General features: G+C 38.2%; 11 protein-coding genes. 6 read left to right on the top strand and 5 right to left on the bottom strand.

Annotated elements, in window-relative coordinates; translation table 11 throughout:
- Window positions 1-990: 990 nt before the first annotated feature.
- Together C509_RS0117415 and C509_RS0117410 are read right to left on the bottom strand one after the other, a co-directional pair.
- On the bottom strand, window positions 991-2709 hold the full coding sequence (locus C509_RS0117415) for an ABC transporter ATP-binding protein (protein ID WP_018708216.1): 1719 nt from the start codon (window positions 2707-2709) through the stop codon (window positions 991-993).
- 192 nt (window positions 2710-2901) lie between these two features.
- Window positions 2902-3426, bottom strand: coding sequence for a DUF6241 domain-containing protein (locus tag C509_RS0117410; RefSeq protein ID WP_018708215.1), 525 nt, complete (start codon window positions 3424-3426; stop codon window positions 2902-2904).
- A 369-nt stretch (window positions 3427-3795) separates the two neighbouring features.
- On the opposite strand from C509_RS0117410, the gene C509_RS0117405 reads away from it, so the two are divergent.
- Entirely contained in the window at window positions 3796-5256 is a 1461-nt protein-coding gene (locus C509_RS0117405) for a sodium:solute symporter family protein (RefSeq protein ID WP_018708214.1), read from the top strand.
- 158 nt (window positions 5257-5414) lie between these two features.
- Window positions 5415-5561, top strand: a complete 147-nt coding sequence (locus C509_RS26770) for a hypothetical protein (RefSeq protein WP_211214289.1) — start codon at window positions 5415-5417, stop codon at window positions 5559-5561.
- 36 nt (window positions 5562-5597) lie between these two features.
- Here C509_RS26770 and C509_RS25170 read toward each other — a convergent pair whose 3' ends face one another.
- The gene (locus C509_RS25170) at window positions 5598-6179 is read right to left on the bottom strand and encodes a TetR/AcrR family transcriptional regulator (protein ID WP_018708213.1); all 582 of its coding nucleotides are present in this window, start codon (window positions 6177-6179) and stop codon (window positions 5598-5600) included.
- Between the two features lie 628 nt (window positions 6180-6807).
- Between C509_RS25170 and C509_RS0117395 the strand changes: the two genes are divergently transcribed.
- From C509_RS0117395 to C509_RS27255, 4 genes are all read left to right on the top strand, one after another.
- Window positions 6808-8244, top strand: a complete 1437-nt coding sequence (locus C509_RS0117395; protein ID WP_342664528.1) for a purine-cytosine permease family protein — start codon at window positions 6808-6810, stop codon at window positions 8242-8244.
- Complete coding sequence (locus C509_RS24170; protein WP_018708211.1) at window positions 8231-9196, top strand: agmatinase family protein; 966 nt, start codon at window positions 8231-8233, stop codon at window positions 9194-9196. The genes C509_RS0117395 and C509_RS24170 overlap by 14 nt, the downstream gene beginning before the upstream one ends.
- A 172-nt stretch (window positions 9197-9368) precedes the next feature.
- Window positions 9369-10160 carry a carbon-nitrogen hydrolase family protein gene (locus tag C509_RS0117385; RefSeq protein WP_018708210.1) on the top strand — a complete coding sequence of 264 codons (792 nt, stop codon included), beginning with the start codon at window positions 9369-9371 and terminating at the stop codon, window positions 10158-10160.
- A gap of 414 nt (window positions 10161-10574) precedes the next feature.
- Window positions 10575-10709: a hypothetical protein gene (locus tag C509_RS27255; protein ID WP_281168086.1), complete on the top strand. Its 135-nt coding sequence runs from the start codon at window positions 10575-10577 to the stop codon at window positions 10707-10709.
- A 121-nt stretch (window positions 10710-10830) separates the two neighbouring features.
- Here C509_RS27255 and C509_RS0117380 read toward each other — a convergent pair whose 3' ends face one another.
- Both C509_RS0117380 and C509_RS0117375 read right to left on the bottom strand, forming a co-directional pair.
- Entirely contained in the window at window positions 10831-12498 is a 1668-nt protein-coding gene (locus C509_RS0117380; protein ID WP_018708209.1) for an amidohydrolase, read from the bottom strand.
- Window positions 12499-12729: 231 nt separating this feature from the next.
- Window positions 12730-13743: a carbon-nitrogen hydrolase family protein gene (locus tag C509_RS0117375; protein ID WP_018708208.1), complete on the bottom strand. Its 1014-nt coding sequence runs from the start codon at window positions 13741-13743 to the stop codon at window positions 12730-12732.
- Window positions 13744-13747 lie beyond the last annotated feature (4 nt).

Genomic DNA, 13747 nt, shown 5'->3' with positions numbered 1-13747 from the left:
CCGTTAAGAGAGGTTTCGAGAAAAAACGGGGAGGTGCCCGTTACGAGAGATTTTGGTAAAAAGCGGTCACCAATGTTGGAGAAAGGTTCCCGTTACGAGAGATTTTGGTAAAAAGCGGTCACTAATAGTGGAGCAAGATGCCCGTTACGAGAGATTTCGGTAAAAAGCGGTCACCAATGGTGGGGGAAGGTTCCCGTTACGAGAGATTTCGGTTAAAATCGGTCACCAATGTTGAAGATAGATGCCCGTTATGAGAGATTTCGTTAAAAAGCGGTTACCAATGCAGAAGAAAGGTGCCCGTTACGAGAGATTTTGAGAAAAAGCGGTCACCAATGTTGAAGATAGATGCCCGTTACGAGTGGTTTTAAGTAAAAACGGTCACTAATGTAGAAGAAAGGTGCCCGTTACGAGAGATTTTGGGAAAAAGCGGTCACTAATGATGGAGAAAAGTTTCCGTTATGAGTGATTTCGCTAAAAAACGGTCACCAATGTTGGAGAAAGGTTCCCGTTACGAGAGATTTTGGTAAAAAGCGGTCACTAATAGTGGAGCAAGATGCCCGTTATGAGAGATTTCGGTTAAAAACGGTCACTAATGTAGAAGAAAGGTACCCGTTATGAGTGGTTTCGCTAAAAAACGGTCACAAATGTTGAAGAAAGATGCCCGTTATGAGAGATTTCGCTAAAAACCGGTCACCAATGTTGAAGATAGATGCCCGTTATGAGTGATTTCGGTTAAAATCGGTCACTAATGTAGAAGAAAGATCCCCGTTATCAGAGATTTCGTTAAAAAGCGGTTACCAATGTTGAAGATAGATGCCCAACATATGCATTTTCCACCAATACCGGTCACTAATCCCACACCAACTTCGAAGTTAAGAGAAAATCTCGGCCCCCGTCTCCTAATTTAAAATGGCCGACGAGAGAATCGTTTCCCACAGATTTTCTCGTCGGCCTCTTCAGTTCTATAAACACACATATAAAAAAATATTTTTACACACGCTCATATTGAATATGATGAAGCTTGGCAAATATGCCATCAAGCCGGAGCAGTTCTTCATAGCTTCCTTGTTCGGCAATCCCGTCTTCGGTGACAACGATAATTCTGTCCGCATTGCGGATGGTAGCCAAACGGTGAGCTATAATCAATGTTGTTCGGTTTTGAGCTAGTTCATTTAACGCGCTCTGAATGATTTTTTCTGATTCTGTATCAAGGGCGGAAGTCGCTTCGTCTAAAATCAAGATAGGCGGATTTTTTAAAAATGTCCGGGCGATGGCGATTCGTTGCTTCTGGCCTCCGGACAGTTTCAATCCCCTTTCTCCAACTTCAGTATCATACTTTTGCGGTAATGTATGAATAAATGATTCCAGGTGGGCTCGTCTTGCTGCTTCATGAATTTCTTCTTCGGTTGCGTTTAAGTTCCCATAGGCAATATTTTCTCGAATGGTTCCCGCAAATAGAAATACATCTTGTTGGACAATCCCGATTTGTGATCGAAGAGAATGTTTTGTTACATCTCGTATATCCAAGTGATCAATTGTTATCTTCCCATGATTTACATCATAAAAACGGGGGATCAGTGAACAAATTGTCGATTTTCCAGCGCCTGAAGGTCCTACAAAGGCAACGGTCTCACCTGCTTTAATGGACAAGTCGATCCCTTGCAGCACAGGCTGCTGCGGATCGTATTGAAAGTGGACATCATCAAACCTTATATTTCCATGAAAAGCAGGAGCAACGATAGCATTCTTTTTATCCTGAATGTCCGGCTGTTGGGCGATCAAATCGAGGAATCGTTTGAACCCCGCCATTCCACGAGGATAAAGCTCCATTAGGGCACTGATTTTATCGACAGGTTTCATCAGTACATTGACATACAAAACAAAACTGACTAATTCGCCATACGATAACTCTTTTTGGAAAGTCAGCCAGGCACCAAATACCAACACGACAAGAGTCACAAATCGTGTCATCATATAAATGTTGGATGTGGTAAAGGCCATCACTTTATAGGCAGCCAATTTTGCCTTGCGGAAATTCTTGTTGTTCTTGTCAAAGCGCTCTTGCTCAAATTGTTCATTTGTGAATGATTGTACCACTCTGGCGCCGGAAACACTGTCTTCAACACGTGCATTGATATCGGCTATCTTCGTATACATCTGTCCCCAAGCTCTGTTCATGCGAACATTGCAAAAGGTGATGACCCAAACAAGGAACGGTACAATGAAAATAGTGACCAAGGCGAGTTTCATGTTGATTGAAAACATGATAAAAAAAGTACCTACAAAAGTCATAATGGCAATGAAAAAATCTTCCGGACCATGGTGAGCAAGTTCCCCAATTTCAAAGAGGTCATTACTGATCCGGCTCATGATATTGCCAGTCTTTGTATTATCAAAAAATCGAAAGGACTGCTTTTGAACATGATAAAAAAGCTCTTGACGCATATCCGTTTCGATATTAATGCCTAATTTATGTCCCAGATACCCTACGATATAGTGCAAAAAGGTACTTAATAGGTAGACTAATAATAGTAAAAAACTGACTGTAACAATCATGGACCAGTTCCCGGTTGGAAGCAGTTGGTCAATAAACCTTTGCACTGCAATTGGAAAGGCCAATTCGAGAATGGCAACGATGACCGCACTGGTAAAGTCTACAATAAATAACCTTCGGTGTGGTTTATAGTAAGAAAAAAATTGGCGTACCAACTTTTGGTCAGCCCCTCTCTTTATCTGTGTGTGATATCTTTGGCAGCAGAAGGATACCATGAGCTGTTCATGCTCCAGGAAGGAAGCCTATAAATCAACGGTTTTAGTATAAAAAGGCGCTGCCCTCAAAGGAGGACTGCTGTTTTTTGTTTATAGCAGTTACCATATTTATGATGTTAATTCAAAAGCATTTTAGTTTTTAAAATTATTTTTGATAAATACTGCTTCCTCACTCTGAGACATAACTCCAAATGCCTTGCCGACTGTACCGCCTTGGTAGGTCCAAATATAGTTGTGATCTTTATCAGCTTTCGAGAAGTCCTCATTTTTCCATCTTTCGAGGATGTCAAGGAGGTCCTCTTTTCTGTCAAAATTGCTTGTAGAAACGATTTCGTAAACGTCGTGAATCGTTTCAGGGATCATTGGAATCGCTCCCCATTTCTGCTCGGCTCTCACCTTCTGATGCGTCATTTTGTGCATCACATCAATCACTTCTTCTTGAGTAGAGTTTTCATCAAGATCAACCTTGTAGCTTATTCCTTCAATTTGTTGCGTTTGTTCAATAAATTCTTCTTCTGTAACACCTACAGCCTTTGCTTTTTCCTTCACCTCGATGTTTTCTTTCTCCTGTTTGTTTATTAAGTATTGGAAACCTCCATAACCAGCAAGAAGCAATACACTTGCAGAAACCGCAATCAAGAAAAATATCCGTTTCAAAGTGAATACCCCCGATTCATAGTGGCTTTTCATTTGAAATGATGAATCTAATTAAACATTACCATCTGTAAGAAAATTTTGATAGCCATATGTAGAAACTCTTGCAGTGTTTGCTATGATCCATAATCGAACATTACTCCCTCCATTCACGAGATGCTTAGTCTATCTATTTATAACTGATATTAGAGTTATTTAAAGAAACAATATAATGGATTGTATATTTTTATTATCAGATTTAACGGAATTGATTGACTAATCAAACAAAAGAAAATAGAATTTAATACAAAATTATATCAAACTTCCAAGAAAGGGGGTCTGATGATTAAAATCCGCATGGCCAATAAATTTTTAACAATTGGAGTGAGGTAAATGAATTGGTGGATTGTATGGTTAGTAGCATTTATTGTAGGAATTACAGCGGTTAGTGTTTATTACTCCAGGAAAATCAAGTCTGCGGATGATTATGTCATGGCTGATTTCAGTCTGGGTTTTTTTCCTATTGCGGGAAGCATTATAGCGACTGCATTAGGGGCCGCAGCTGTTATTGGGGCAGCCGGTAAAGGTTTTACAATGGGGATGTCCTACTTTACAGGAAATATCCCATATGTTTTTGTCTCCATTATTTTGGCGCTTGTTCTTGGAAAAACAATACGAAAATTAAAGCTCTATACAATCCCCGATTTATTTGTACGCAGATTTGGAAAAGCAACAGGACTGATACCTGCTCTTGTTATTAGCTTGTTGTATATGACTCCGACCTTCGGTATGCAGATAGTAGGGATGGGATCGATTCTTACTACTATTGTAGGGATGCCTTTAACATGGGCCATGTTATTCGGATTTATCGTATGCGTCCTGTTTACATTGATGGGAGGTCTTCCGAGTGTTGCTTGGACTGATGCTGTCCAGTCGATTTTGATCTTGCTTGGTGTAATTGTTTTATTCTTTATGGGATTAAATTACGTGGGCGGTATGGATACTTTTATTCAAGAAACACCTTCTGAATTTTTAAGCTTTTTTTCTCTTAACAAAACAGAGTTGTTTAATTACATGGTTATTTTTGGTCCATTTTATCTTGTTTGGCAAACAACCTGGCAGCGTTTTTCTGCTGCAAAGACGGAAAAAATTGCTGTGCGCGCTGTCACAGTAGGATATATCGTTTGTGGGCTAATAGGTTTATTTGCAATACCGATTGGAATTATGGCCAAGCTGGTATTGCCGGCTGGTACTCCGGAAGACCTTGTTTACACACAATTTATGACTTTGGTGGCTCACCCTGCTATAGGCGGGTTGTTTATGATTTCATTGTTTGCAGCAGTGCTTACGGGTGCCACTTCGTTTTTGCTGAGTGGAGCTACCAATATATCGAATGATATCTACCGAAAATGGGTGGCACCCAATGCGACTGATAAACAAGTATTGAATATTTCAAGGATTTCGGTAGCAGTAATGGCTTTTATCGGGCTTGGAGTAGCTTTGTTTATTAAAAATATCATTGTGATCTACACTTATGCACTTTCCTTAACAGCCGTTTCCTTGGTCATGCCCGTCATGGCAGCAATGTTTTGGAAACGTGCGACTAAAACGGGTGTACAAGCCAGTATTATTATTTCTTTACTATTTGCTTTTGCTTGGAATTTCGCAGGCAGGCCTTTCGGTTTGCATGAGATTGTTCCGGGCTTAGTTGTATCTTTTGTAGTTTTGGCTGTAATAAGCCTGTTAACAAAGCATTCCAACGATGAAGATGTTACCGCATATTATTTTTCCATGAAAGATATGGAGGATCCGGCTGTAAATGTACCTGCCGATGTAACTTCGTCAGCAAAATAATCATAGAGCAGTGAGTGATGTAATCTCTCTCTCCTCAAGTTACATTGGCAACTTTCACTCCAAAAAGTTTGCGGTCATCAATGAATCGGGTGTCATGATAGAAATCTCTAAATCAACAGCGGAAACACTTGGGGTAAGTGAAGACCTTCAGTTAACATATGATAGAAAAAAGATGGATCTTTTCCTTAGTTGGAAGTATTAATGAGTCAGTTGGAAGCTCTTCCTTAAAACGTTTAAAAAGGAAATTAAATAGGGCCTCTCCCAAAAAAGATGGAGAGGCTTATTTCTTGATAAAAAAATATTAATGTAAAAAATCTCTTTAAATCGTTCTTATATAAAAATTATTGAGAAATAAAATCTCGGTATAAATTCCAAACTTCTTCTCTTCTTTGTTCATATTTTTCACTGTCATATAGATTTTGTTCAACTAATAAGCCGTCAATGAGAGTGAAAAAAAGTGAAATCAGTTGTTCTGTATCCTCATTTTTAATCCACCCTTCTTCTCTTCCAATCTGGAAAAACTCGGACAATTGAATTGAAATTTCTTTTTCTAATTCTTCAAAGTCCTTTCTTAAAGTTTGAAGTAGGGAGGCCGGAGGATGCATTAATATTTGCTTTAAAATAATCTGCCAAGAAGCAATATTATTTGAATCTGTGTAAAAATAAAAAAAAGCTTTAATGACTTCATCAATCGGTTTTTTCCTAAGTGCTAAAACTAGTTTCATTAATGATTCGCGTTCTTTTAATTTTAAATCTTTTATAATACTAAGGAAAAGTTGCTCCTTAGAATTGAAGTGAGAATAAATGGAAGGTGTTTTAATACCTACTTTTTGAGCGATATCCTTAAGAGTAGTCCCTTCATAACCATATTTAGAAATGTAAAATAATGCTGTTTTCTTTATTTTGTTAACTGTTTGGCTCATCAATTGATCCTCCTCTTCATTTATTATAAATAATATTGCCCTGCCTAACAAACATTAGGTATAAAAATATAAAAGAATTAAAATTAAATCTTTTCTTTTTTAAATGACATTGGTATACTTTTCTCATGCAAAAGCCTAATATAATCGGATGTCATAGTTCATTAGTCATTCCATCTATTATTTATTTGCAATATAACTAACTAATAATAGTTAGTTTACAACTAAAAATCATCATGCTATACTCTATCATACAACATTATCTATTTTAGCTAACTAATATAAGTTAGCTAAAATAGATTACAAGAATAACAACGTTGAAAATAGAGTTAAAGGAGGAAGATTTTATGTAACTTTTAATTTTTTTCTACATAAAAAGAAAGGGCTATCATTTAGTAGGAATGCTTAAAATTACGTATACAATCTGTTTAAAATTAAAATTCAGATTATTTAGGTAAGGGGGAGGCATATATGGCTGCTATTAAAAAAACTTCTAGACGCTAATGAATGGGGAAATGATGAAGATGATGTAGTAAACGATATAAGAAAAGTTGATCATTGGTTACTTGTTGGAATCGGCATACTGCCACTTTTTGTATTTTCTATCTGGTATTACATCGTTTATTAAAAAATAAATAAAGCAAGGGAGGAGAACAAGATTAAAGATAGAGCGGATTACTCTAGCAGCGTTTTTCCTATTCCATCAAAAGCTAGACATGCTGGACCAATAACAATGTTTTGGCTATATGCAGGGGGAAATATTATATTAGCTTCATTTGTATTAGGGAGTACTTATTCAGAATCATTAGGATTCATCCCAGCGGTGATCATGACTATTGTCGGAAATTTAGCTGCATATACTATTTGTGCATGGTCAGCGCAAAAAAATGTTAAATATGGTATCGATGAAATCGTCTCTCATAGACCGGCGTTTGGATATTATGGTTCAGTATTCGGTGTCTTTCTAATTCTAGCTATTACCATTGGATGGACAGGAATTTTATCGTCTCTGATGGGATCAGCTGGAGAATTGTCTGTTACTATTTTAACGGGTTCCAGCGGTTTTGCAGGAGAGTATTATGCTTATGCAATCGTAGGTGGAATTATAATTCCTATAATTCTATTACTTATTGATCCAAAAATAGGCTTTAAACTATCAAATATAACCGTACCTATTATGCTAGCTTTTAGCATTTATATGTTAATAAAACTGTTAAGTGCTGAGAATCTTGCAGCGCTGTTAAGCTTTAAAGCAACGCGAGAGACAAGTTGGATATTTGCATTCGAAGCCATATTTGCATACGCAGTTGTGTGGCTGCAATATATAGGTTCTTGGAACCGTATGGCTAAAACTGAAAGGGGTGGTGTTTGGGGAACATATATTGGTTTAGCTTTAGCAGGGATGTTGCTTGGAATTGTGGGTGGAATGGCTACAATATTGACAGGTGAAGTAGATCCAACACTATGGATGCTTGAACTTAATTTAAGCGTTATGGCATTTATCTGTATTATTGCTGGTACGATTACAACGATTACTATATTAATATATTCTGGAGCTATGTCTCTATTGACTGTATTTCCAAATTTAAATTTTAGATTTGTTACCGTTTTAATCGCATTACCAGCATTGCCATTTATCTTCATCGGTTCACTGCGCGAAGCTTTTGATTTTATTTTGATTTTTGGAGCTATGTTAGCAGGACCATATTGGGCAATTATATTAATTGATTATTTCTTATTAAGAAAACAAAAAATTAATGTAAAAGCTTGCTTTGACAAAGAAGGACCTTATAAGTATTTTAAGGGATTTAATCCTATTGCTATTTTTTCACAAATCGTTGGTATGATTGTTTGGCTATTCCTGGGCGGTTGGATGACAGGGTTTACATTTATTACTAGTTCTTTTGGGATAACTTTGTTTAATGCTCTTGGAGCTACATTACCTGCAATAATCGTCTCAGCACTTGTTTATTATGGATTGACGAAATTATTTCTAAAAAAATATAGTTTTGGAGATTATCGTTATTCCAAAAAAAATCTTGGAGGGGTATTAAATGAAATCAAATGATACTTGGAGCTCAGTTTTACATAAAGGACCTGCAACATTTTTAAATAGCCCTGTTATGGAGCCAGATCAAAATAAGATAAAGGAAGAAGGAGTAAAAGCAGCCATACTTGGAGTTCCATTTGATGGTACAACCATTACCCGTACAGGTTCTTCCATGGGACCAAGAAAAATTCGTGACGTCTCATCGATGACCATCCCTTATCATTTTGATTATGATGTAAATATTATGGAAACATATAATATTCGCGACTGTGGGGATGTAGACGTAAAAATTGGCGACGCTTTCGGCACGATTGAACGTGGTGGAGAGAATGTATTAGAGATCTTAAAAGGTGGAGCGCTGCCAATTCTTGTTGGTGGGGATCATGTTATTACAGTTACTTCAACAAGAGCATTGAACCAATTTGATCCAACTAAAAAATATGGTTTCATTCTTTTCGACTCTCATTTGGATACTGCCGAAGATGTAGGCGGAGATCCATGGAACCATTGCTGTCCTGTACCTAGAACAATGGAGCTGGATTGTTTTGATCCTAAAAATGCCGTCATCATTGGTGCGGGTGGACCAATGAATCCTAAAGCTGAACTTGAGTATGTGAAAGAAAAGGGAATTTCCCTATATACAATGAGAGATATTTATAAAAAAGGTATACAAGAAGTAGTTGAAGAAGCTATTAAAATTGCTTCTGATGGTACGGATGGTGTATATATTTCCTTTGATATGGATTCATTGGAAGCATCCCAAACACCTGGTACATGTGCCCCGACTCCCGGTGGAATTATGGTTAGGGAAATGATACAAGCAATCGAATTGCTGGGACAAGTAGATCTTGTTGGATTTGATGTTGTAGAGATCGCGCCACCATATGACCAATCAGATATTACAGCAATTACGGCTACACGTTTCCTTGTAGATATGCTCGCATCCCGTGCAAAATACCTTAACAAATAGCAACTATAAGGTTCTGAATATAACCACTGAAGTTATTTTGTTGAAACTGCGGAAAATGAAAGCCCCTTGCCACTAAGGGGCTTATCGTTTGTTGCTGTTTACCGAAGTTTTTGAAAGAAACATTAACTAATTGAAAGAACTTACTAAAAACGCCCGTTTAGGAGAGATATTTGTGAACGAAATCAAAGTATCTGTCGCTCAACTAATACCAAAATTGGGTGATAAACAAAGTAATCTGGAGCGTATACAAGAAGCGATAGTGAAAGCAAAGAATGAGCAAGCTCAATTAGTCGCTTTTCCGGAATTATTTCTCACCGGTTACTCGGTTGGAGAAAATGTAAATACGCTGGCTGAAACGATTGATGGCCCATACATGACAAAGGTACGCAATTTATGTAAAGACCATGAAATTTATTTGGTTATTAGCTTTCCTGAAGATGGGCAAGACGGCAACTATTACATTTCATCAGCGCTGATTGATTCGCAGGGGGAAGTGTTGGGAGTCTATCGAAAAGTTCATCTGTTTGATAGTGAAAAGAATTATTTCCAACCCGGATCAAGATTTGAAGTAATCGATACTCCACTCGGGTCAATTGGCATGATGATTTGCTTTGATGTGGAGTTTCCTGAAATTGCACGTGCACTTAAACTAATGAGAGCAGACTTCATTGTGATTGTAAACGCAAATATGCATCCTTATGAACTCCATCATCATTTATTTTCACGATGCCGTGCAATGGAAAACGAAATCCCAGTCATTATTTGTAATCGATTAGGAAAAGAAGGAGAGCTTGATTTCTGTGGAGATAGTATGGTGATTGATGCGACAGGAGAAATTCTACTTTCGTTAAAAGATAAAGAACAAGTCCAAACAGTTACATTACCAATTAAGCAAGAACTTGATCCAAAGATGAGTTACACTGCAAACCGAAGAAACGATATGTACGGCATACTTGCTGAATAATGAAGTTGTTATTATGGTTAGCTTGTAGAGAAAGTGAGTGTTTTTTCTCTATGGGCTTTTTTATTGGTATTTTTAAGCTTTTCGTTTGTTTATTTTCGTTTAAAAGGTGTGTTTGCATACAGTCTTTATATTTCTCTATATAATAAAAGAAATAATATTTCAGTATTCGGTGGTTGATAAAAGGCAGTTGAAGGGGAGAAATGGATTGAAGAGATTATTTTAACAGCATGCAATGCATCAACGTTAAGTATTAGTGAAATAGAGGTTGTTCCTAATAAAGTACAAGAGGTAATTGATGAGGAATCCATACTTCAACTAATCAGTGAAGGCGAGGATATTTCTTATATCGTTTTTCAGTCAAAAGGAACAGTCACAACCGACCTTGAAACGCATGGAGACACATTAATCGTAAAGTTGGATGAAACGAATCAGCAGGGGGAGGTACTGGAACAGCATGTTTATAAATTAACGTTAGACCCTGTACATAAGGCAATAGATATTCATATTAATGGAAAGTCTACACCGATCGATAATGTAACGGGAATATAAGCGGGGTCTGGTTGACCATTCTAAGAAGAAGTAAATAATTTTTAGAACTTTAATAACTACCTACCAGTAAATTTGATAGGTAGTTATTGTATTTCTAAGTACCTTCACAAATAGAGGCCGTTCATTCGTTTACTTTCAGGCTTTCCTTTTCAAAAACGAGCTCGCCGTCAATATAGGTTGCTAATACATGTATATCTTTTATTTTCATGGGATTGATACGTGTCGGATCTTCTTCTAAAATGGCAAAATCAGCTGCTTTGCCGACCTCGATTGTACCCTTTTCATTTTCTTCGAAATTTAATTTTGCTCCATAGATGGTCATTGTTTTTAAAGCAGTTTCCACATCAATCTTTTGCTCAGCTCCAAGTACATTGCCATTGCTTGTAACCCTGTTTACTGCCGCCCAAACAGAGAAGAGTGGTGAGATAGGCGTAATCGGACAATCGGAGTGCAAGGTATAAAGAATGTTTAAATTATCGGCTTCTTTCAGTGGGTTGAGACGTTTTGCCCGATCAGGGCCAAGAAAAATATTTCTGTGCCGGTCGCCCCAATAGTAAACATGATTAATGAAGAAAGACGCGGCAATATCCAATTCGCTCATTTTTTTCAAATCTTCTTCGGTTGCAGTTTGTACATGCTCAATCCGATGCCTGTGATCCCGTTCCCCGCCATTTTTTATGGCATGCTCGTAAGCCTCAATGATGGACCCAATCGCCCGGTCTCCGTTGCCATGAGTGGCAACCCGGAACCCTCTATTATGAAAGTCGAGCGCAAAATGGTTGATGGTTTCCTGTGAATATATTAACTCTCCATACAGTTGATCATCGCAGTGATAGGGTTTGCGCAGTGCCCCTGTCAGGCCTTGAATGGAACCATCCTGAAAAATTTTAGCGCTGTCCAGCTTTGCTTTTCCATTTGTTTTTTCCTGTATCTCGTCGTCCAGTTCAGTGGCAGTGTAAGATTGGAACGGGCCATTATCGATTAACAACTCATTCAAGATCATCAGCCGCATTTTCATGGAGCGGGGATTTTCTTTGATTGCCTGAAGATAAATATCTAACTCTTCTTCTCCATTAAACAGTCCGATGCCGGCGTCTGTGTTTGTAGTGATGCCTTCAGCTAAGTAGTCATTATTGGCTTCCTTAAGGATTTGTATCAGTTCTCCTCTGTCCGGTAGAGGGATGTGTCCAGATACGAGATTCATTGCTCCAGGCTCAAATAAAACGCCTGTCGGCTCTCCCAGACTGTCTTTTTCGATGTGCCCGCCTTCCGGTTGGGGAGTGTCTTTGGTGATGCCTGCCATCTGCAAACCGGAAGAGTTGGTCACTGCCAAATGGCCGGAGATATGACGAATGAAAATAGGGTGTTTTGTATTGATTGCATCCAAATCCTTTTTTGTCGGATGCCGCATCTCCTCCAAAAGGGAGTCATCATATCCATAGCCGATAATCCATTCATATTCATTTTTCTGTTGAGCCGCTTCAGTAAGCCTTTGCTGAATGTCCTTTATATTTTTGTTGAAAGGAGACCGGCAATCCACCTGATGCTTTTGCTGTCCGTACATTAAAATATGGTTATGGGTGTCAATAAATCCTGGTATAAGAGTCGCTCCATTCAGATCTATCTCTTTGAAGTTGTCTGATTTAATGATCTCATCGTCGGGTGGGCGTTCATCAGGCCAAATTCCCGTTATTTTTCCCTGGTAAGAGGCGAGAGAGCCTGCACGAGTGTTTTGTTCATCAAGCGTCAAAACATTTGCATTGTAAATAACTAAATCAGCCTGAATCATCGAATAACCCCATTTCTAAATTGGTATTAATAAAATTATGGACCTTTAGATTGGAACTTTCAATTGTTTTGGAAGATTCAGTTATTATTTTGGGTGATGGAGGTTATTAGAGATTCTGATTAACTTTTCCATTAAGACTTTAGGATTGGCAGATTTAAACATCAACGCCCGGAATCAAGGATTTCGGACGTTGATTTGGTACGTTATAGCTGATCAATCAATTCTATCGGATTATTCTACTTCAATTACTTGCTCCTCGTCCTCAATTGACAGCTTCATGATGGCAGGCTGCTCATTTATATTTAAGGCAGAATATTTCTCCTTATTCAATACGAGCTTTGTTACATCAGGCCGGGCATAATGGCCAGTGCAATCAATCATGTGTTTGGCATCTAAAATTTGGTCCAGATCAATTTCACCGTAGGCAATGCCTTCTTCATTTATGACAGGAGGGGAGACATATTCCCCGTATGGAGAAATAATCCCTGACATGCCTCCACCCAGATCAAAACTATCCTTGATAGAAGGATCCAATGTTGTATAGAAGTCCAGTTCTTCTTGTCCTATGCAGGAGGAGGAGGCAATAACAAATACTTGCCCTTCGAATGCAACGAATTTGGACACGGTTTCAATGGTTTTTGTTCGATCTCTAGGTTGGCTCTTATAGTTTGATCCCGGCCAGTTTGCGATATGAATTTGTTCTCCCATTGAGTAGAGGGCGTAACGTGAAAGGGTCATTGAATTTTCGTAACAGATCAACCCGCCCATTTTTCCGAAAGGGGTATCCAATACGAATAAGTCACTTCCATTTCCTCGTCCCCAAACCGTTCTTTCTTCACTTGTAGGAACAAGTTTTCTCCTTTTTCCGATGATATCGCCTTGGTCATTGATAAAGACTTGTGTATTATATAAGGTTCCGCGCTCTCTTTCGTTAATTCCTATTACGATATAAACCTCTTTTTCTTTTGCTTTTCTGCAAATCTTTTGAAACGGTTCCTCTGCAACTTCTACAGATTCATAATATAGCTTCTTGAAAAGCTCGAGTCTCTTTTTATTGTCTACGGACATCCATAGCCACCAAGGATACATAGGAAGGAACGTTTCAGGAAATACTACCAATCTAGCTCCATTACCGGCTGCCTCCTCGATAATGGATAGACATTTATCTACGGTTTTATCCAGGTCAAAAACATAAGGTGAAGCGTTTACGGCGGCTACTTTGACTTTTTCTTTTTGATTGTACATCATT

Source organism: Siminovitchia fordii DSM 16014 = CIP 108821 (assembly GCF_000374565.1).
GTDB lineage: Bacteria > Bacillota > Bacilli > Bacillales > Bacillaceae_C > Siminovitchia > Siminovitchia fordii.
The sequence above is the reverse complement of the archived record's forward strand: the minus strand, read 5'-3'. Positions and strand labels throughout refer to the sequence as shown.

Bases quoted from the DNA above. Each gene is read 5' to 3' on its own strand.
- C509_RS0117405 (WP_018708214.1), top strand. From the start codon at position 3,796: ATGAATTGGTGGATTGTATGGTTAGTAGCATTTATTGTAGGAATTACA.
- C509_RS26770 (WP_211214289.1), top strand. From the start codon at position 5,415: ATGATAGAAAAAAGATGGATCTTTTCCTTAGTTGGAAGTATTAATGAG.
- C509_RS25170 (WP_018708213.1), bottom strand. From the start codon at position 6,179: ATGAGCCAAACAGTTAACAAAATAAAGAAAACAGCATTATTTTACATT.
- C509_RS24170 (WP_018708211.1), top strand. From the start codon at position 8,231: ATGAAATCAAATGATACTTGGAGCTCAGTTTTACATAAAGGACCTGCA.
- C509_RS0117380 (WP_018708209.1), bottom strand. From the start codon at position 12,498: ATGATTCAGGCTGATTTAGTTATTTACAATGCAAATGTTTTGACGCTT.
- C509_RS0117375 (WP_018708208.1), bottom strand. From the start codon at position 13,743: ATGTACAATCAAAAAGAAAAAGTCAAAGTAGCCGCCGTAAACGCTTCA.